Consider the following 18,041-nt stretch of genomic DNA (forward strand, 5'->3'; position numbering starts at 1 on the left):
CTCTACGCCGGACGGCCTAGCCGCTTAGATGCGGCCGCTCACAGGGAGCGGCCGACCAATTCGCGCATGATCTCGCTCGACCCGCCGTAGATCCGGCGCACGCGCGCATCGCGCCAGATGCGGGCGATCGGGTACTCGTTCATGTACCCGGCGCCGCCATGCAGTTGCAGCGCCGCGTCGCAGGCCAGCCACTGCATCTCGGTGTGCCAGTACTTCGACGCCGCCGCTTCCTCCGCCGTCAGTTCGCCGCGCACATGGCGCTCGATCGCCCAGTCGAGGTGCGCCCAACCGACCTGCAGCTTGGCCTTGATGTCGGCGAGGGTGAAGCGGGTGTTCTGGAAATCGATGATCGCCTTGCCGAACGCCTTGCGCTCGCGGGTGAAGGCGACCGCCTCGTCATAGGCGCGCTGCGCGGCGGTCTGCGCGGTGATGGAGATCGACAGACGCTCCTGCGCCAGTTCGCTGACGAGGTAGATGAACCCCCGGTTCTCCTGCCCGATGAGATTGCCGGCGGGAACGCGCACGTCGTTGAAGAACAGTTCGGAGGTATCCGCCATCCACTGCCCGACCTTGTCGAGATTGCGCCCGCGCTCGAACCCGGCGCGGTCCGCTTCGACCAAGATCAGCGAGGTGCCCTTGGCGCCCAGTTCCGGCTCGGTCTTGCATACCGTGATGATGACGTCGGCGTTCTGCCCGTTGGTGATGAAGGTCTTGGAGCCGTTGATGACGTATTCGTCGCCGTCACGCCGCGCCGTGGTGCGCACGCCCTGCAGGTCCGAGCCTGCGCCCGGTTCGGTCATCGCGATTGCGGACACTGTCTCGCCCGACAGCATGCCCGGCAGCCAGCGCGCGTTGAGTTCGTCCGATGCGTAGTGCAGCAGATAGGGCATCGTGATGTCGGACTGCAGCGTCACGCTGTCCGACATCATCGCATAAGTCAGTTCCTCGTTGAGGATGGCATTGAAGCGGAAGTCGAGCCCAAGACCGCCGAACTCCTCGGGAATTCCGGGGCACAGGAACCCGGCCTCGCCCATCTTCAGCCAGAAATCGCGGGCGACCTTTCCGGCGTCCTCAAACTCCTCCACCCGGGGCGAGAATTCGCGCTCGACGAAGCGGCGCACGGTCTGGCGAAACAGCCGGAGGTCTTCGTCGAAAAGGTGGCTGGCATCGCGTTCCAACATGGCATCATCCCTTTTTGGCGGCGATCGTATGTCGCCCCGTCGCCCCTCGGGTTAGCCTATGAAATCACATATTGTAAACCTGTGAACTTTATGCGAGGTTGGAATCGTCGGACCTCACATCCACGGGAAGCGCATCGCCTCCGCAGGCGGTGCCTGTCTTCCGGTTCGACCGGATCGCTTCAGGCGGTCTCTCTCCTATGACTCGAAAGACCTGGTCCACTGAAAACGGACCAGGTCTTCTTTTCACTGCGCCGATGGTGCCCGCGCGAGGTCGAGCGCGATATCGACGATCATGTCCTCCTGCCCGCCGACCATCTTGCGACGCCCGGCCTCGACAAGAATGGCGCGGGTGTCGACGCCGTGATCGGCGCTGGCTTTTTCCGCATGGCGCAGGAAGCTGGAGTAGACCCCGGCATAGCCGAGCGTCAGCGTCTCGCGATCGACGCGCACGGGGCGGTCCTGCAGAGGGCGAACCAGATCCTCTGCCGCGTCCATCAGCGCGTAGAGATCGCAGCCGTGGTCCCAGCCGTTGCGGTCCGCAGCGGCGATGAACACTTCGAGCGGGGCATTGCCTGCCCCCGCGCCCATCCCCGCCAGCGAGGCATCGACGCGCACCGCGCCGTTCTGCACAGCGACGATGGAGTTCGCCACTCCGAGCGAGAGGTTGTGGTGCGCATGCACGCCGCGCTGCGTTTCCGGCTTGAGCACCCGGTCGTAAGCCTGCAGCCGCGCCGCGTAGTCGTCCATGTTCATCGCGCCGCCGCTGTCGGTGACGTAGACGCAGTGGGCGCCGTATTGCTCCATCAGGAGCGCCTGCCGGGCCAGTACTTCCGGCTCTGCCATATGGCTCATCATCAGGAAGCCGGACACGTCCATGTCGAGGCCGCGCGCCGCCTCGATATGCTGGCGCGATACGTCCGCCTCGGTGCAGTGCGTCGCGATGCGGACCGAGCGGACGCCCAGGTCGTGCGCCTGTTTGAGGTCATGGACCGTGCTGATCCCCGGGAGCAGCAGCGTTGTCAGCACCGCGCTTTCCAGCACTTCTGCCACCGCTTCCAGCCATTCCCAGTCGGTATGCGCGCCGAACCCGTAGTTGAACGAGGACCCGCTGAGCCCGTCGCCGTGCGCCACTTCGATCGCATCCACCCCGGCACGGTCGAGCGCGCGCGCGATCGACCGGACGTGGTCGAGGCCGTACTGGTGACGGATCGCGTGCATCCCGTCGCGCAGGGTGACGTCCTGGATATAGAGCTTTGGCTTGGCGGGGGTCACAGGGCGGCCTCCTTCATGGCGATCCGCTCGGCCGTGCGCAGGGCCGCCGAGGTCATGATATCGAGGTTGCCGGCATAAGCGGGCAGGTAATGCGCCGCGCCCTCCACCTCGAGGAAGACGGAAACCTTTAGGCCGGTGAATTCGGTCCGGCCGGTCGATGCCATTTCGGGAATGCGCAAGGGGCGGTTGGAGCCGATGCTTTCGAACTGGACCGCTTGCTTCAGGCGGTATCCGGGGACGTATTCCTGGACCTGCGCGACCATGGCGGCGATGCTTTCGGCGATCGCTTCGCGGTCCGCGTCTTCACACAGGCACAGCACTGTGTCGCGCATGATGAGCGGCGGTTCCGCGGGGTTGAGCACGATGATCGCCTTGCCCCGCGTGGCGCCGCCGATCTCGACGATGGCGCGGCTGGTCGTCTCGGTGAATTCGTCGATGTTGGCGCGCGTGCCCGGACCTGCGCTTTTCGAGGCGATCGAGGCAACGATCTCGGCATAGTGCACAGGCGCTACGCGGTTGATGGCGTGGACGATCGGGATCGTCGCCTGTCCGCCGCAGGTCACCATATTGACGTTGGCGGCATCGAGATGCGCCGCGCCGTTGACCGGCGGCACCACGAAAGGCCCTATCGCGGCGGGGGTGAGATCGACCACGCGCTTGCCATGCCCGCGCAGGACGGCATCGTGCCGCTCGTGCGCGCCTGCGGACGTGGCGTCGAAGACGATGCCGATCTCGTCGAAGCCGGGCAGGGCGAGCAGCCCGTCGATCCCCGCGCTGCTGGTGGCGATGCCCATGCGCTCGGCGCGTGCGAGGCCGTCCGAGGACGGATCGACGCCGATCATCGCGGCCACCTCGAGCGTCTTCGAGAGCCGCATGATCTTCATCATCAGGTCGGTGCCGATGTTCCCCGAGCCGATGATCGCGACTTTGGTTCTGCTCATGGCGTCATTCTCCGCCGAAGCTGAAAGCGCATTCGCCGATGCCGCCGACCACGGCGCGCACCTGATCTCCCGGCGAGAGAGGCACCATCGGCCCCAGTGCGCCGGTAAGCAGTATGTCGCCTGCCTTGAGCGGATCGCCCCGTGCCGCCAGCGTGCGTGCCAGCCAGGCGGCCGCTTCGAGCGGATGGCCGAGGGCGGCAGCGCCAGCGCCGATCGATGCGATCGCGCCGTTCACCGTCATCACCATGCCGCAACTCCACAAGTCGCGCCCGGCGATCGGAACGCCTTCCTCTGCGATCACGAAGAAGGCGGACGATCCATTGTCCGCCACGGTATCGGCAAAGGTGATCTTCCAGTCGGCGATGCGGGAATCGACGATCTCGATCGCGGCGTGAACCGAGCCCGTCGCCGCGCCCACCTGCGCGGCGGTGGTCGTGTCGTCCGGCAGGTCGCGTGCCAGCACGAGCGCGATCTCGGCTTCGGCCTTCGGCTGGATCGTCCGGGAAGCCGCGAGGCGCCCGCCATCAGCGATGCGCATGTCATCGAACAGGACGCCGAAATCCGGTTGATCGACCCCGAGTTGTAGCTGGACCGTCTTTGCCGTCAGCCCCGCCTTCCTGCCGACGATGCGACGGCCCTGTGCCTGCCAGTGACGCGTGTTGATCTCCTGCACGGCATAGGCGCCCGCCGCATCCACCGGCTCAAGTCCATCTCGTAGCGGCGGTACGGCGCCCGCGACGTATGCGTCGCGCAGCCTTTTCGCCAGGCTCTCGTGCGGTGTTTCGGTCATTACCGATGGTCTCCCTCTCGCTTGCCGTCGAGCATAGATGCGCGGCATGACTTGCGCCAGTTGGCTAGCAGGTTTACTTCTCACAATATGAGAAATGGAATGCCACGCCTTTCATCTTTCGAGCGGGCAATGGACTTGCTGGAAGCGGTCCTGGTCGATGGCGGGCGCAGCCGCGCCTCATCGCTTGCGGGCGGTCTCAATGTGCCCGTGGCAACCATGCACCGGCATCTTGCCGCGTTGCGTGACGCAGGGTTGCTGACGCCGGTTGGAGGCGGGCGTCATGTTGCCGGCCCGCGAATGCTCGCCTTCGCGGGCCGGATCAGCGTGCCGGAGGTGCTGTCCGGTATCGGCCGCCAATTGTTGCCCGACTTCGCGAGGCGACTGGACTGTGTGGTTCAACTGGGCACTCTCGACGGCGATATGGTGACGTACCGCGTCAAGGCGGGCGGCGACTTGTTCACGAAAGTGGGGATGCAGCTGGAAGCCTATTGCTCCGCGATCGGCAAGGTCCTGCTGGCGCATCTGCCGGACGGGGAGCAGGCCCGCTATCTGGAGGCCGGTCCGTTCGTTCAGTTGACTGCGCATACGATCACCGAGCCACGCGCGCTTGCGAAAGAGTTTGCTGCGGTGCGCCGGTTGGGTTTCGCCTGTGACCGTGAAGAGATCAGCGAAGGGCTGGCATGCATCGCCGTGCCGCTGCGGGATGCGAACGGCATGGTCGTCGCGGCGATTTCCGCCTCACGGTCGATCGGACCAGGCCATTCGGTGGACTTGGAAGCAGCGCTGCCGTTGCTGGAAGAGGCGCGAGGCGTGTTGGAGCAACGGGCCTTTGGCCGGTCGTTCAATGGTCGATTTATCATTCTCAGGTATAGCCGTGGCGTCCAAGCTCTTGATGTGGTGCCGCCAGCTACGGCCTCTTCGAATTGACCCTGCCCACAATCTGCAGCGTATCCTTCGATGGTGGCGTCCCGAAATAGCGGGCATACTCCCGGCTGAACTGGGTGGGGCTTTCGTAGCCTACGCCGAATGAAACCGAGGTCGCGTTTCCCTCTCCGGCGATCAGCAACGACCGGGCATGCAGCAACCGAATCCGCTTCTGATACTGAAGCGGACTAAGCGCCGTGACTGCCTTGAAGTGCCGGTGAAACGCGGAAACGCTGAGTGCCGCCATCGCGGCCAGGGCCTCGACTCTCAGCGGCCTGGTGAAATTCTCACGTATCCATTGGATGGCGATGCTGACGCGCGAGAGCGCGGTGCCAGGCGCAGCAATGTCACGCAGCATCCAGCCATGCGGTCCCTGGAGGACGCGGTAGAGGATTTCACGTTCATAGGCGGGAGCGAGAGCAGCGATATCGGCGGGGCGCTCCATCAGGCGCAGCATGCGCAGCCAGGCGTCGAGCAGTTCGTCCGTCACCGGCGCAATCGAAAAACCGGGGCTGTAGAGATCGCCTCCGGCAGGTTTGGGCAGGTCGACCAGCAGGTTCGCAACGATCGTCGGCTCCAGCGTGAGGCTCACTGCCAGATAGGGCTCGCCGGTCTCGGTCGGGTGAACCGAGCCCACCGCCGGAAGGTCGATCGACATCACGAAGTAGGTGGCCGGATCGTAGCGCAGAGTGCGGTCTCCGACCGTCATCGTCTTCGATCCGGTGAGAATGAGGTTGATCATCGGATCGTAGACCGCCGCCAGTTGATGTTCGGGAATTTCGCCCTGCACCATCGCGACCCGGGGTATGCTTGTGTCGGTGCGCCGGTTCTCGGCATGCGCGGCCAGGCGGCGCAGTTCGGTGAGGTTCGCGTTCATGCGCATGACCATCTCACGCGCAGTTCACCCGGCCAAGTCAAAAGCAGAAATAGGCATGGATCGAAGAGGATCCGGTGAGCGCCGTCCGGCTCGTCGGCGTAGTTCAAGGCTCGACAACATCGCGAGGAACTACCCAATGAAAATCGTCATCATCACCGGTGGAAGCCGGGGCATCGGTGCCAGCGCCGCCCGCCTTTGCGCCAGGGAAGGCATGGGGGTGATCCTCACCTACAACAGCAACCCCGCCTGTGCCGAGGCCGTCGTGGCCGGGATCGAGGCGGATGGCGGCAAGGCGGCCGCACTGAAGCTCGACGTCGCTGACACCTCCGTGTTTCTCGCCTTCCGCGATGCCGTCGGTGCCGCGCTGAAGACCCACTGGGGCCGCGAGGATTTCGACGGCCTCGTCAACAACGCGGGTTACGGCGTCTTCAATCCGATCGCGACGGTCACGGAAGCGGAGTTCGACGGCCTGTTCGCCGTGCACCTCAAGGGACCGTTCTTCCTGACGCAGACGCTGCCGCCGCTCATGGCCAATGGCGGGCATATCGTGAATGTCGCCAGCGCCACAACCCGCGTCGCGACCGCCGGTGTCGCCCCTTACGCCAGCTTCAAGGGCGGGCTCGAAGTGCTTACCCGCTACATGGCGAAGGAGTTCGGGCATCGCGGCATCCGTGCCAATTCCATCGCACCGGGCGCAATCCGCACCGATCTGGGCGGCGGTCTCGATGACGAGTTCGAGGCCATGCTGGCCGGGCAGACCGCGCTCGGCCGGGTCGGCGAACCGGACGACGTCGGCGGTGCCATCGCGGGGCTGTTTTCCGATCACAATCGTTGGGTCAATGCGCAGTCGATCGAAATCGCCGGCGGCTACATCATCTGAACGGGAGAGCCACATGCTCGATCACGTCTTCCTGTCGGTCAGCGATCTCGATCGCGCGGTCGCCTTCTACACCGCCGTACTGACACCGCTGGGGATCACGCAGCGGGTCGATTACGATGGAAAGGACGGCCCTCCCGGGCATCCGGACCTCAAGGGGTTCGGCAAGGACAACCGGATGGCTTTCTGGTTGCGGGAGGGCACCGTCGAGGGCAAGGCGGCGCATGTCGGCTTTATCGCCAGTTCGCAAGCGGAGGTGGATGCCGCCTATGCCGCCGCCATCGCCGCGGGCGCGACCGACAATGGACCGCCCGGCCCCCGGCTCTATTACGATCCACGCTATTACGCCGCGAACGTGCTCGATCCGGACGGATACAGCCTCGAATTCACCTACAAGAACTGGCAGCACTGACATGACGAAACTGATCATCTACGGCGCGGCCGGGTACACCGGGCGCATGGTCTGCGCTAACGCGAAGGCGCACGGGCTGGACTTCGTGATCGCCGGACGAGTGAAGGACCAAGGCAGGCTCGAACTGCTCGCCGCGGAACTCGGCGCGGAGTACCGGCTGTTCACGGCCGACGATCGCGCCGCTGCGCACGCGGCGATGGACGGCATCGGCGTGCTGGTGAACTGCGCCGGGCCTTTCATGCACACGGCTGAGCCGCTGATGCGTGCATGCCTGGCAGCCGGAGTCCACTATCTCGACATTGCGGCCGAGATGGACAGCTACCGGCTTGCCGAAACGCTGGATGCTGAGGCCCGGGCGAAGGGTATCATGCTGTTGCCCGGATGCGGCGGCAGCGTGGCAATGCTCGGATCGCTGGCCGGACACGCGGCTAAGCGGGTTGCCGGTCCCATCAGGCTCAGCATCGCGCTGCATGTAACCGGCGGCTTCTCGCGCGGGTCGGCGGTCAGCGCCAGCGAGAACGTGACGGCGCAGACGCTTCACCGCATCGACGGCGCGCTGGTCGGCCGCAATGCGGATGAGGTCCGCGCCTTCGATTTCGGCAAGGGCCCGGCCATGGCCTTCCCGGTGACGCTGCCCGATCTCATCACGATCTGGCACTCCACGGGCATCCCGAACATCGAGACGTTCGTATATGTCGCGGAAGGCGCCTTCCCCGAGGGCGATCTGGCGCAAATGCCGGATGGTCCCACGCTGGAACAGCGCGAAGCCAATCGCTACCATGCGGCAGTGGAAGTGACGGGTAGGGACGGAACCGTGGTTCGCTCGCTGCTCGATACCGTAAACGGTTATACCTTCACGACGATCGCCGCGGCGGAAGCGGCACGGCGGGTCATCGGCGGCGAGGCGCGGCCGGGCTTCCAGACCCCGGCCACGCTGTTCGGCAACGGCTTTGCAGAGACAATCGCCGATACGCGTATAGTCGATCAGTGACGCGACAGGAGGAGCCGACTATGGACGACAAGCAACGCTGCGGCTGGGCGGGATCGAACCCGCTTATGCAGCAGTACCACGATACCGAATGGGGCGTGCCCGAACGCGATTCCCGCATGCTGTGGGAGACGCTGATGCTGGAAGGTTTCCAGGCCGGACTTTCCTGGGAGATCATCCTGCGCAAGCGCGAGGCGTTCCGCGCAGCCTTCGCCGGGTTCGATCCTCAGAAGGTCGCCCTGTTCAACGGGCAGGATATCGAACGCCTCATGGGCGATCCCGGCATTGTCCGGGCACGAGCCAAGATCGAAGCGACGATCCGGGGCGCGCAAATCTACAACGAGATGCAGGATCGCGGCGAGGATTTCGCCGCCTATTGCTGGTCCTTTACTTCGGGCACGCCGATCGAGGGCAAGGTCACCGATGCGCAGACCGCGCTGTCGGCGATCCTCTCGAAGGACCTGAAGGCCCGAGGCTTCAAGTTCGTCGGGCCGACGATCGTTTACGCCTGGATGCAGGCCGTCGGCATCACCAACGACCACGTCCCCGCCTGCTTCCGCAAGGCGCAGATTTCAGGCCAGACCCGGCCCTGATGCTTCAGACACCGCGCGCACCCTTGGAGAAAATAGGCGAGCACATTGACATTGAACTGCTTGTGGAAGGTGTCTTGGGTCAGGCTATCGGCCATCTCGAACCGCGCGACGCCGGCATTGTTGACAACAATATCCAGCTTGCAGTGCTGCGCAATGACGCCATCGAAAGACGGGTAGAATGCTTCGGAACTGGCTGGCCCAGTGCAGTCATGCAGCAACCGATATTCGATCGCCAGGTTTGGGCAGGCCGTAATCCGCGCTGGCGATTGCCCCCCGGTGATGTCGGCATTACACGGAATAGCCGGGAGGAGGCAGCGCGATGCAGCAATCGATCGCACGGAACGTGGTGGCTGGGCTATCCGTGGCCGGCCTCGTCCTGCCCGAAGGGATTGCCTATGCCGGGATAGCGGGCCTGCCCCCCGGTCGCGCGCTGGCAGCCGGAATCGCCGGTGGGCTCGCCTATCTGGTCGTCGGTCGCAGCCGCTATGCCATCGTCTCGCCGACATCCTCCTCGGCCGCGATCCTTGCCGCCGCGCTGATCGGCCTGAATGCAAATGCTGCAGACAGGGGAATGATGGCGACGGCGCTCACGCTGATTGCGGGCGTTATATTCCTGGGCCTTGCGGCCTTTCGGGTCGGCGGGCTGTCCGACTTCATCTCCCGCCCCGTCCTGCGCGGCTTCACCTTCGGACTGGCGATCACGATCATCATCAAGCAATTGCCCAACATCGCAGGTGTACGCGTTGATGGGGGTTCCATCCTCTCGGTGCTCGATGGCCTTGGGGCACAGGTCGGGCGCTGGCACTGGCCGAGCATCCTGATCGGAGTGGGCGCGCTGTGTGCTTTGCTCTTGCTGCGCCGCGCGCCGCGTATTCCTGCTGCCTTGCTGGTGATCCTTGCCGGGATCGCACTGGGGCAAGCCATGGACCTGTCGGCATGGGGCGTGGCGGAGGCGGGACCGGTCGCGCTCGCCTTCTCGGATTTACGTCTGCCCGACGATTTTTCGACATGGGCGCGCCTGACCCAGTTGGCCGCTCCGATCGCGCTCATCCTTTTTGCCGAAAGCTGGGGCACCATCCGCGGCCTTGCATTGGCGCATGGCGACAGCGTGAACCCTAATCGGGAACTGGCCGGGCTCGGCCTTGCCAACAGCCTTTCTGCCCTGGCGCACGGCATGCCGGTGGGCGCGGGCTTTTCCGCCGGCAATGCCAATGCGAGTGCCGGCGCGACCGGCCGCATGGCTGCTTTGACGGCCAGCCTGGCGCTTCTGGCCCTCGCTCTGTTCGCGACGCCGCTCATCGCCCATATTCCGGAGCCGGTTCTCGCCGCCGTGGTGATCGGCGCGCTGACCCATGCTCTCTCGCCCGCGCCGCTGCTCTGGCTGTTCCACCTCCAGCGGGACCAGTGGGTGGCAGTGACGGCAACACTGGGCGTGCTGGCACTCGGCGTACTCAACGGCATGCTGGCGGCCATCGCGTTGTCGATCGTCGAACTGCTCTATCGTCTGTCGCATCCGTCCTTCAGCGAACTGGGGCGAGTGGGTGATGGCCATGACTTCGTCGATCGTCAGCGCCATCCCGACACATCGGCGCTGCCGGGTATCATAATCGTCCGGCCCAACGCTCCGCTGATCTTCGCCAATGCCGAGAGCGTGCTGCGGGCCATGGCCGACAGAGCGCGGCAGAGGAAGCCTGGCACATTGATCCTGAGCCTGGAGGAGAGCGACGATCTCGACAGCACGGCCGTAGAGGCGCTGGGCGAGTTTGCCACGGCCTTGCGTACGATAAACTGTCGCCTCATCCTGGCCCGCGCGCATGACCGGGTGCGCGGAATATTGCGTGCGAGCGGACAGGATGAACTGGCATCCACCGGCACCTATAGCGTTGCGGACGCCGCCGATTTGGCGTTGAAGGAGAACTGACGATGGCGATCGCGACCCTCATCCAGCCGATACTGGACCCGGTGAAGATCAGCGACCTGCGCCCTACCCAGATGACAGTCGGCATGCGCGAGGTGGAGCGCAAGGCGCGAGCTTGGCGTGAGCGGCCGCACGACGAAGCCGGGCGCTATCTGGGCGAGCGCATGATCCCGGCGGTGATTGGCCCCGAAAAGCGGCCGTGGATCGTCGATCATCATCATCTTGCGCTGGCGCTGCATCTGGAGGGCGTGGAAATGGTGCTGATCTCCATCCTCGCCCGGCTCGATCATCTGCCAAAGAAACGCTTTTTCGCTTTCATGGACGCGCATAACTGGCTGCATCCTTATGATGAGGAAGGGCGCCCCTGCCCATGGAAGGATATTCCGCACCATGTCGGGGGGCTGATCGATGATCCCTATCGCTCCCTGGCCGGCGACGTGCGAGAGGCAGGCGGCTTCGCCAAGACGCAGACGCCCTATTCCGAATTTCTCTGGGCGGACTATTTTCGCGATCACATCCGCAGGAAGGCGCTGGACAGCGAATATCCAGAGGCGGTCGCACACGCGCTGATCCTCGCGCGTGAACGGGATGCCCAGCATCTGCCCGGGTGGGCCGGGCAAAGCCCGATCCGTTGAACTGCCAGTTAGAGCGGTTTTCGATCCGGTTACACGGGATCAATCGCTCTAAGGCTGCGCACTGGTCGAGTCATCCGGGCGGGCCCAGAGCACGTTCTCGACGCACCTCGCCGTGATGGTGAAGGCAGGGCTGGTGTTCTCCGAGAAACGTGGCTGGCAGCAGATTCAGCGCGCCAACCTCGACGCGCCGCACGAACTGAATGGTGTGTCTGGCCAAGGATTGCTGCCAGGGGCGCGCCGAACTGTGCGAGCCGCTTCCGGCCGAATTACCTGCTGCTGAAGAGGCAACGATGATCGATATCGTGATCTACCATAACCCGCTTGGCCGGACCTATCGTAGTGCTATGCCTGCGCTGCCAATCCCTTGCCCCTCTTCTTCAGAGGAGAGAAGTGTGTCCGCGATGAAGGCGTAACCTGCCCGGCACGGTGAGTGCCCGGGCCCGACGATGTGGTATGCCGCACGGCTCGATGGCGGTCACTCGATGGTGACGTTCTTGCGTTTACGACTTAAACGTCGTGTGATGGACGCAATATCGGATGGTCAGACAATCGGGCGCAGACTCACGCCGCGCCAGCGCGAGCGGCGCGAGCGGGTGCGGGCTGCGACCTTCGCACTGCTGGCCCGGCACGGCGGCGAGGCGCTTTCGATGCGGCTCATTGCCGAGGCCGCCGGGGTGGCCGAACGGACGCTGTTCAATATCTACGGCTCGAAGGACCGCCTGTTCGCCGCCACCGTGCGCGAGCGCAGCGAGGAGACGATCGCCCATGCCGCCTCCGTGCACGGCGGCGGGGACGGCATGGCGTTCTTTCGCGAACTGCCCGCACGCCTCGCCGAAAAGACTTTCGAGGCGCCCGAACTTGCCCGCGCTCTCGCTCCCATCCTCATCGAGCACGCCGACCTTGTCGGCCTGCCCGACGTCTACGAGCGCTTCGCGGGCGGCGCGCTGCGGGCGATGGCCGAAGCGGGGGTGCTGGCGCTTGAGGACGTCGGCCTGGTTTCGCGCCTGGTTTGCATGCGCATGGTCGCGACGATCCTGCTGTGGGCCAAGAACGAGATCGCCGACGCCGCGCTGGAAGCGCACCTGCGTCTGGCGATCTGCCAGATCGTCCTGCCTTACGCCGAGGGCAAGCTGGGCGCGCAACTGCGCGACGAAGCCCGTGCTCTCACCCGTGCCCTCGGCGGCGGTGCCTAGCACTAATTGCAGTCAGCTGCATTTTTTAACTGAGGTACTCTGCCGGCAGTCTCAGCATAGAGGCAACCGGGAGGGCGAACAGGTCATAACAGGCCCTTCTCCGGTCAAAGGGGAAAGGAGCTTTTCATGTCTGGAACGGCAGGACCGTCTGCACGCGCCGCGCTTATGGCCGGGGTATTCGCATCGGCATTCACATTCGCATCCGCATCCGCCGGTGCCCAAGAGGCAGCGACGACCACAGCCGGCGCGACGCCGCCTGCAGCCACTCCCGAAGCCGCTTCCGCAATCGGCCCGCAGCATGCCGAAGGCGGCCTGAACGACATCGTCGTGACTGCGCGCCGCCGTGCGGAAAGCCTGCAGGACGTGCCTGTCGCCGTCACCGCGCTCAGCGCCGAGACGCTCGAACGCTACGACATGACCAGCCTGGAGAAGATCTCCACGCAGACGCCGCAGTTCACGATCGGCCGCTCCTCGAACGGTTCGGGCGCGCAGCTTACCTTGCGCGGTATCGGTTCGTCTTCGACCTCGATCGGCATCGAGCAGTCGGTCGCGGTGGTGGTGGACGGCGTCTACTACGGCCAGGGCCGCGTCATCAATGAAGGCTTTCTCGATCTCGACGGCGTCGAGGTGCTCAAGGGCCCGCAGTCGCTGTTCTTCGGCAAGAACGCTACGGCGGGGGTGATCTCTCTGCGTACCGCCGATCCGACTTCGACCCCCGAATTCAAGGCCAAGCTCGGCTACGAGTTCCGCGCCAAGGAACTGGTCGGCGAATTCGTCGGCTCCGGCCCGCTGACCGACACGTTGGGATTACGCGTCGCGGTGCGTGCCTCGAACATGTGGGGCGGCTATTTCAGGAATGCCGGGGTCGACAAGACCTACAACACCACCGACATCGCCACCGGCGTCACCACCTCGCACTTCGCGCCTGCCTATGACGGCGACAATCCCGGCAACAAGGAACTGCTGGGCCGCGTCACGCTGGTCTGGGACCCGGGCAACGACTTCAAATTCACCGTCAAGGCCAACGGCTCGACCTCGAAGAACAACAACAACTCGTGGAACTACGTACCCTTCGGCTGCGTCGGCGGCACTTATGAAACCAATCCCTTGATCAAGTGCGAGAAGAAATTCCAGGTCTACCAGAACTACTTCCCCGAGGACCTCGCGGGCACCAACCCATGGTCGCGCGATGACGGCGCGCTCTACAACAAGTACAGCAGCTGGGCGGTCACCGGCACGGCGGAGTATGCGCTGAAGGACGTCGACATCACCTGGGTCAACAACTTCAACCGCAACACCAACCAGTGGGCCTGCGATTGCACCTTCGTGTCGAGCAGCAGCGCCGCCGCCCCATCGACCGAGCGGTCGTTGTTCCACGCCTTCTCCAGCGAACTGCGCGCGCAGACCAAGTTCGACGGGCCGATCAACCTGCTTGCCGGTGCCTATTACCAGAAGACCCACCGCAACCACCGCCAGACCGGCTCGTTCGGCAACGTTTCGGATTCGACCGCGCCGGCCGAGTATGAATACCTCGGCTATTTCAAGCATTCCGAGACTCACGGCGAGACGTTGTCGGCCTATGGTCAGGCGACCTGGAAGATTCTGTCCAACCTCGAAGCCGCAGCGGGCGTGCGCTACATTCACGAGACCAAGGACAGCTACCTTGTCCAGCCGTACGTGAATGCCGCGCTGCAGTTCCTGTTCCCGGAAAACAAGACGATCGCGGCCGACCAGACCTTCAACAACTGGTCGCCCGAAGCCACCCTGACCTGGAAGCCGACCGACGACGTGACTGTCTACGGCGCGTACAAGACCGCTTACAAGTCGGGCGGGTTCTCCAACTCCGGCTTCGTCAGCGCCGGGACCGTGCCCAGCGACGTCGCCTTCAAACCGGAAAAGGCGCGCGGTTTCGAAGTCGGCATCAAGACCAAGCTGGTCGACAACCAGCTGCGCCTGAACTTCGACGTCTACAGCTACAAGTACACCGACCTGCAGGTGGACTTCTTCAACCCCGCCACGTTCGCGTTCATCACCACCAACGCAGGCGCCGCGCGCACCAGGGGCGTGGAGCTGGAATTCGAGTTCGCGCCTTATGCGGTGCCGGGCCTGAACCTGCACGGCTCGATCAACTACAACAAGGCGCGTTACCTCGAATACATCGCCCCGTGCTATGGCGGGCAGACGGCGGCGCAGGGCTGTAACACCGTGTTCCAGCCCAATCCGGACTCGCCCGCCGCCCCCGGTCAGGACCTGAGCGGCGCGCCCACCGCCGTCGCGCCGCGCTGGACCGGCTCGTTCGGCATCGGCTACGAGACCGACATCGGCACCGGCACAAAGCTGGGCGCGACGATCGACACGCGCTATTCCAGTTCCTACCTCGCCTCCAGCTTCGCGCATCCGCTTTCGGGCCAGGCCAAGTACCTGACAGTGGACGGCACCATCCGCGTCAAGTTCGACGACGAGCGCTTCGAACTGGCCCTGATCGGCAAGAACTTGACGAACCAGTTCATCGTCGGCGGCGCCATCGACGGTCCCAACACCGGCACCACGCGCATCGCCGACCAGATCGGCTTCGTGAACCTTCCGCGCACCGTGCAACTGCAGGCCAGCGTACGGTTCTGAACGGCAGGGCGTAATCGTGAAACCCGGCGCCCGGCTCAGACCCGGGCGCCGGGGGAGAGGACAGCATCATGACCGATACCGACAGCAGGCTCGCCGCGCTCATCGCCAAGGACGACATACGCGACCTCGCCATGCGCTACATGCGCGGGCAGGACCGCCTCGACCACGCGCTGCAGCTGGGTACGTTCTGGCCGGATTCGACCACCGATTACGGCATCTTCGCAGGAAGCGGCCCGGACTTCGTGGACTTCGCGCAAGGCCTGCTGACAGAGCATCTCGCCAACCAGCACATCATCGGCCAGCACCATATTCAATTCGACGAGGCCGACCCGAACCGCGCCTTTGGCGAAGTCTACTACTATGCCTTCCACCGCATCCTTGATGATGGGGTGGCGACCGACCTCATCATCAGCGGTCGCTATCTCGACCGCTACGAACGGCGCGATACCCCCTCCGGCCCGGAATGGCGCTTCGCCCATCGCAGCGAATTCGTCGACTGGGCACGCAAGGACATCGCCGCCGACGGCATCCTGTCCACCGATCTCGCCGCCTGCCTGCTCGGCCGCCACGATACTCAGGACCGTTCCTACGATTGCGACTGGCTGAAAAACGCCTGACCCGGAGAAGACCTTCATGACCAGCAAGACCATTATCGTCACCGGCGCAGCATCGGCCGGCGGCCTCGGCTTCGCCACCGCCCGCCTGCTCGCGCGGCAGGGCCATGCCGTCACCCTCACCGACCTCGACGGCGATGCCGCCGCCGCCCGCGCGGAAGAACTGCGCGCCGAGGGCCTGACTGCAACCGGCCTCGCGCAGGACGTCACCGACGAGGCGGGCTGGGCCGCGCTGATCGCGCAGGTCAGCGGCGAGACCGGCCGCATCGACGGCCTCGTCAACAATGCCGGCATCGCCGTGCTCAAGTGGACCGCCGACCTCGACTCCGCCGCCTGGGATCGCCAGATCGACGTCAACCTCAAGAGCGTCTACCTCGGCTGCCGCGCGGTGCTGCCGGTGATGGAGGCACAAGGATCGGGCTCGATCGTCAACCTCTCGTCGATCGCGGGCCTCGTCGGCGTTGCCGGCGCCTCGGCCTATGCGGCCAGCAAAGGCGGCGTGCGGCTCTATTCCAAGGCGCTGGCGCTGGAAGTGGCGGCCAAGGGCATCCGTGTGAACTCGGTCCACCCCGGCGTGATCTGGACCGAGATGCAGAAGGTCGCGATCGAGGACAACCCCGACCAGTATGACGCCATCAACGCGGCGATCCCGATGAAGCGCATGGGCGAGCCCGACGACATCGGCGAGATGATCGCGTTTCTTATTTCGGACCGCGCCAAGTACGTGACCGGAGGCGAGTTCGTCGTCGACGGCGGGTTGACGGCGCAATGATTGCGGCGGGCCTTACGGCGCGAGCGATCGCGCTGTTCGTGGTGGTCGTGGTCGGTCAGATCGGCGGGAGCGTGCTGCTGGCGCGCACCGCCGGGTTTACCTCGCCCGGCTGGTCGCTGCTTTGCGCGGCGGTCTACGTTGTCTCGCTCTACTGCCTGGCGCTGCTACTGCACGAGGGCGCCGCGCTCAGCCTGTTGATGCCGCTGATGGCGGCCGTGGTACCGATGGGTGCGATCCTGCTCGCGGTGGTGTGGCTGGGCGAAGGTGCCTCATGGGCGCGGCTCGGGCTGCTGACGCTTTCCTGCGCGGTGGTGGCGTTGGCTAGCCGGGTCTGAGGAACGAGGGCGACATCTCGACAGGCAGCCTCTCATTCGTCATCCGGCGTTCCTTGATCCGGCGATCGACGGCAAATCGCGCGGTTGCGATGTCGTCGAGATGAGGGGCGGTGCTCCCATGCGTGGGGAAGGGGGCTCGATTCGAACTGATGGGAGATGCCCTGATCGGTTTGCAAGCGGTCGCGGTAGCGGCGATGATCAGGAAGACCTGGAACCTGGCGGTAGGAGCGCGCCGGAATGATGGGCAGATACGGTGCCTTGCAGGTTCTCACCCAACCCGCCGGCATCATGGCGTTCGTCGGCCGGCAGGGCCGTAGAGGCTTGGGCTTCGGGATCGCCGTCAGATCGGCGCGAGAGCCTTAGTTGAAACCTTCGCTTCCGGTGGGGATGAAGCCGCGACGCACGCCTCGATTTGCCACGGCAGGCGTCGATTTTCTCGTGGGCCTATGCTGCGATCGTTCGAAAGACTGCCTGAAAATGTCTTTTGTCTCGGCAGTTGGCGCATGGCGCCGAAAAACCTTACCGAAGATATGAGTTAGCGGCTTGTGCCGGCAAGTACCCCCGCTCTGTCGAGCGCTTGACCAAGTCCTTTGAGGGAAACCGGCAGGTCGATCCTACGCCCATCTCCCGCGGTTACGAACGAGATGCGTAACAACGTCTCCTTGCGCAAGGAACGGACGGCTTCCTTGCCGAATTGCAGCGGGACCACACAGCCGGAGGGCAGGCAGGTCTTGAACGGCAATGGCGGGCCGGATGTGTTCAGTTTGAGAACGAGGCCGCTAGCCAAATCCACCCCGAAGGGCGTTAGCAGGGTGCCCACTGCCCCATCCGGCACGGCGACCAGTTCCATCGCGAGCACGCGCTGCATTTCATGGCCGGAAGTCGCCGTGGTCGCCTGTCGTTGCACCGCCGAGCATTTGGTGGCCTTGCCCGCCACGGCGCAGACGACCTCCCAGTCTCCATGGCGCTCATGTGGCGGGGCAGCGGATGGTTCCGCGGCAACGGCCATGTCGCCGGTGAGAAACAGCGCTGCTACGATGGCCAGAACAGGCCACCGGCAAGCATGGCCACCGCGCTCAACCGTCACGGACAAGGCC

19 protein-coding genes and 1 pseudogene are annotated in these 18,041 nt (G+C 64.7%); 13 read left to right on the top strand and 7 right to left on the bottom strand.

The features are described from left to right. Positions 1 to 38 precede the first annotated feature (38 nt). From BES08_RS18600 to BES08_RS18615, 4 genes are all read right to left on the bottom strand, one after another. On the bottom strand, positions 39 to 1,181 hold the full coding sequence (locus BES08_RS18600; RefSeq protein WP_036525218.1) for an acyl-CoA dehydrogenase family protein: 1,143 nt from the start codon (positions 1,179 to 1,181) through the stop codon (positions 39 to 41). Between the two features lie 243 nt (positions 1,182 to 1,424). Then, a complete protein-coding gene (dmpG, locus tag BES08_RS18605; RefSeq protein WP_036525216.1) occupies positions 1,425 to 2,453 on the bottom strand; it encodes a 4-hydroxy-2-oxovalerate aldolase in 1,029 nt (342 codons plus the stop codon). Continuing rightward, positions 2,450 to 3,394 carry an acetaldehyde dehydrogenase (acetylating) gene (locus BES08_RS18610; protein WP_036525214.1) on the bottom strand — a complete coding sequence of 315 codons (945 nt, stop codon included), beginning with the start codon at positions 3,392 to 3,394 and terminating at the stop codon, positions 2,450 to 2,452. Before BES08_RS18610 ends, dmpG begins: the two co-directional genes overlap by 4 nt. Positions 3,395 to 3,398: 4 nt before the next feature. After that, positions 3,399 to 4,184, bottom strand: coding sequence for a 2-keto-4-pentenoate hydratase (locus tag BES08_RS18615; protein ID WP_036525212.1), 786 nt, complete (start codon positions 4,182 to 4,184; stop codon positions 3,399 to 3,401). Between the two features lie 129 nt (positions 4,185 to 4,313). On the opposite strand from BES08_RS18615, the gene BES08_RS18620 reads away from it, so the two are divergent. Then, on the top strand, positions 4,314 to 5,111 hold the full coding sequence (locus BES08_RS18620; protein WP_069709351.1) for an IclR family transcriptional regulator: 798 nt from the start codon (positions 4,314 to 4,316) through the stop codon (positions 5,109 to 5,111). Here the strand turns inward: BES08_RS18620 and BES08_RS18625 are convergent. Further along, positions 5,092 to 5,985: an AraC family transcriptional regulator gene (locus tag BES08_RS18625; RefSeq protein ID WP_036525351.1), complete on the bottom strand. Its 894-nt coding sequence runs from the start codon at positions 5,983 to 5,985 to the stop codon at positions 5,092 to 5,094. The genes BES08_RS18620 and BES08_RS18625 overlap by 20 nt on opposite strands. 136 nt (positions 5,986 to 6,121) lie before the next feature. On the opposite strand from BES08_RS18625, the gene BES08_RS18630 reads away from it, so the two are divergent. Genes BES08_RS18630 through BES08_RS18645 form a run of 4 tightly spaced genes read left to right on the top strand, consistent with a single transcriptional unit; the run spans position 6,122 to position 8,855 of the window. Further along, the gene (locus BES08_RS18630) at positions 6,122 to 6,865 is read left to right on the top strand and encodes an SDR family NAD(P)-dependent oxidoreductase (protein ID WP_069709352.1); all 744 of its coding nucleotides are present in this window, start codon (positions 6,122 to 6,124) and stop codon (positions 6,863 to 6,865) included. 13 nt (positions 6,866 to 6,878) lie between these two features. Continuing rightward, positions 6,879 to 7,274 carry a VOC family protein gene (locus BES08_RS18635; protein ID WP_036525210.1) on the top strand — a complete coding sequence of 132 codons (396 nt, stop codon included), beginning with the start codon at positions 6,879 to 6,881 and terminating at the stop codon, positions 7,272 to 7,274. Position 7,275: 1 nt separating this feature from the next. Next, complete coding sequence (locus BES08_RS18640) at positions 7,276 to 8,265, top strand: saccharopine dehydrogenase family protein (RefSeq protein WP_069709353.1); 990 nt, start codon at positions 7,276 to 7,278, stop codon at positions 8,263 to 8,265. A 20-nt stretch (positions 8,266 to 8,285) separates the two neighbouring features. Further along, positions 8,286 to 8,855, top strand: coding sequence for a DNA-3-methyladenine glycosylase I (locus BES08_RS18645; protein WP_036525206.1), 570 nt, complete (start codon positions 8,286 to 8,288; stop codon positions 8,853 to 8,855). Here BES08_RS18645 and BES08_RS34730 read toward each other — a convergent pair. Continuing rightward, positions 8,765 to 9,193: an SDR family NAD(P)-dependent oxidoreductase gene (locus BES08_RS34730; protein ID WP_202902832.1), complete on the bottom strand. Its 429-nt coding sequence runs from the start codon at positions 9,191 to 9,193 to the stop codon at positions 8,765 to 8,767. The genes BES08_RS18645 and BES08_RS34730 overlap by 91 nt on opposite strands. Between BES08_RS34730 and BES08_RS18650 the strand changes: the two genes are divergently transcribed. From BES08_RS18650 to BES08_RS18680, 8 genes and pseudogenes are all read left to right on the top strand, one after another. Continuing rightward, positions 9,175 to 10,776 (top strand): SulP family inorganic anion transporter, encoded by a 1,602-nt coding sequence (locus BES08_RS18650; protein ID WP_069709354.1) that lies wholly within the window; start codon positions 9,175 to 9,177, stop codon positions 10,774 to 10,776. The genes BES08_RS34730 and BES08_RS18650 overlap by 19 nt on opposite strands. A 2-nt stretch (positions 10,777 to 10,778) precedes the next feature. Beyond that, complete coding sequence (locus BES08_RS18655) at positions 10,779 to 11,408, top strand: ParB-like protein (RefSeq protein ID WP_197524480.1); 630 nt, start codon at positions 10,779 to 10,781, stop codon at positions 11,406 to 11,408. 61 nt (positions 11,409 to 11,469) lie between these two features. Further along, positions 11,470 to 11,677, top strand: a pseudogene (locus BES08_RS34095) (transcriptional regulator); the annotation flags it as partial. A 252-nt stretch (positions 11,678 to 11,929) separates the two neighbouring features. Then, positions 11,930 to 12,601: a TetR/AcrR family transcriptional regulator gene (locus tag BES08_RS18660; RefSeq protein WP_051586784.1), complete on the top strand. Its 672-nt coding sequence runs from the start codon at positions 11,930 to 11,932 to the stop codon at positions 12,599 to 12,601. 126 nt (positions 12,602 to 12,727) lie between these two features. Then, positions 12,728 to 15,223 carry a TonB-dependent receptor gene (locus tag BES08_RS18665; protein WP_231958271.1) on the top strand — a complete coding sequence of 832 codons (2,496 nt, stop codon included), beginning with the start codon at positions 12,728 to 12,730 and terminating at the stop codon, positions 15,221 to 15,223. A gap of 68 nt (positions 15,224 to 15,291) precedes the next feature. Continuing rightward, positions 15,292 to 15,840: a nuclear transport factor 2 family protein gene (locus BES08_RS18670; RefSeq protein ID WP_069709356.1), complete on the top strand. Its 549-nt coding sequence runs from the start codon at positions 15,292 to 15,294 to the stop codon at positions 15,838 to 15,840. A 16-nt stretch (positions 15,841 to 15,856) separates the two neighbouring features. Further along, entirely contained in the window at positions 15,857 to 16,609 is a 753-nt protein-coding gene (locus tag BES08_RS18675) for an SDR family NAD(P)-dependent oxidoreductase (protein WP_036525200.1), read from the top strand. Further along, positions 16,606 to 16,944, top strand: a complete 339-nt coding sequence (locus tag BES08_RS18680; RefSeq protein WP_008832106.1) for a hypothetical protein — start codon at positions 16,606 to 16,608, stop codon at positions 16,942 to 16,944. Before BES08_RS18675 ends, BES08_RS18680 begins: the two co-directional genes overlap by 4 nt. 535 nt (positions 16,945 to 17,479) lie before the next feature. On the opposite strand, the gene BES08_RS18685 is transcribed toward BES08_RS18680, so the two are convergent. Continuing rightward, positions 17,480 to 18,031: an invasion associated locus B family protein gene (locus tag BES08_RS18685; protein WP_155986215.1), complete on the bottom strand. Its 552-nt coding sequence runs from the start codon at positions 18,029 to 18,031 to the stop codon at positions 17,480 to 17,482. Positions 18,032 to 18,041: the final 10 nt, after the last annotated feature.

Origin of the sequence: Novosphingobium resinovorum (assembly GCF_001742225.1) — a bacterium.
GTDB classification, from domain to species: domain Bacteria; phylum Pseudomonadota; class Alphaproteobacteria; order Sphingomonadales; family Sphingomonadaceae; genus Novosphingobium; species Novosphingobium resinovorum_A.

Excerpts from the sequence above, each read along its gene's own strand:
- BES08_RS18640 (WP_069709353.1), top strand. The coding sequence starts at position 7,276 with ATGACGAAACTGATCATCTACGGCGCGGCCGGGTACACCGGGCGCATG.
- BES08_RS18635 (WP_036525210.1), top strand. The coding sequence starts at position 6,879 with ATGCTCGATCACGTCTTCCTGTCGGTCAGCGATCTCGATCGCGCGGTC.
- BES08_RS18645 (WP_036525206.1), top strand. The coding sequence starts at position 8,286 with ATGGACGACAAGCAACGCTGCGGCTGGGCGGGATCGAACCCGCTTATG.
- BES08_RS18615 (WP_036525212.1), bottom strand. The coding sequence starts at position 4,184 with ATGACCGAAACACCGCACGAGAGCCTGGCGAAAAGGCTGCGCGACGCA.
- BES08_RS18630 (WP_069709352.1), top strand. The coding sequence starts at position 6,122 with ATGAAAATCGTCATCATCACCGGTGGAAGCCGGGGCATCGGTGCCAGC.
- BES08_RS18620 (WP_069709351.1), top strand. The coding sequence starts at position 4,314 with ATGGACTTGCTGGAAGCGGTCCTGGTCGATGGCGGGCGCAGCCGCGCC.
- BES08_RS18675 (WP_036525200.1), top strand. The coding sequence starts at position 15,857 with ATGACCAGCAAGACCATTATCGTCACCGGCGCAGCATCGGCCGGCGGC.
- BES08_RS18680 (WP_008832106.1), top strand. The coding sequence starts at position 16,606 with ATGATTGCGGCGGGCCTTACGGCGCGAGCGATCGCGCTGTTCGTGGTG.
- BES08_RS18655 (WP_197524480.1), top strand. The coding sequence starts at position 10,779 with ATGGCGATCGCGACCCTCATCCAGCCGATACTGGACCCGGTGAAGATC.
- BES08_RS18660 (WP_051586784.1), top strand. The coding sequence starts at position 11,930 with ATGGACGCAATATCGGATGGTCAGACAATCGGGCGCAGACTCACGCCG.
- BES08_RS18650 (WP_069709354.1), top strand. The coding sequence starts at position 9,175 with ATGCAGCAATCGATCGCACGGAACGTGGTGGCTGGGCTATCCGTGGCC.
- BES08_RS18625 (WP_036525351.1), bottom strand. The coding sequence starts at position 5,985 with ATGAACGCGAACCTCACCGAACTGCGCCGCCTGGCCGCGCATGCCGAG.
- BES08_RS18665 (WP_231958271.1), top strand. The coding sequence starts at position 12,728 with ATGTCTGGAACGGCAGGACCGTCTGCACGCGCCGCGCTTATGGCCGGG.
- BES08_RS18670 (WP_069709356.1), top strand. The coding sequence starts at position 15,292 with ATGACCGATACCGACAGCAGGCTCGCCGCGCTCATCGCCAAGGACGAC.
- BES08_RS18600 (WP_036525218.1), bottom strand. The coding sequence starts at position 1,181 with ATGTTGGAACGCGATGCCAGCCACCTTTTCGACGAAGACCTCCGGCTG.
- BES08_RS18610 (WP_036525214.1), bottom strand. The coding sequence starts at position 3,394 with ATGAGCAGAACCAAAGTCGCGATCATCGGCTCGGGGAACATCGGCACC.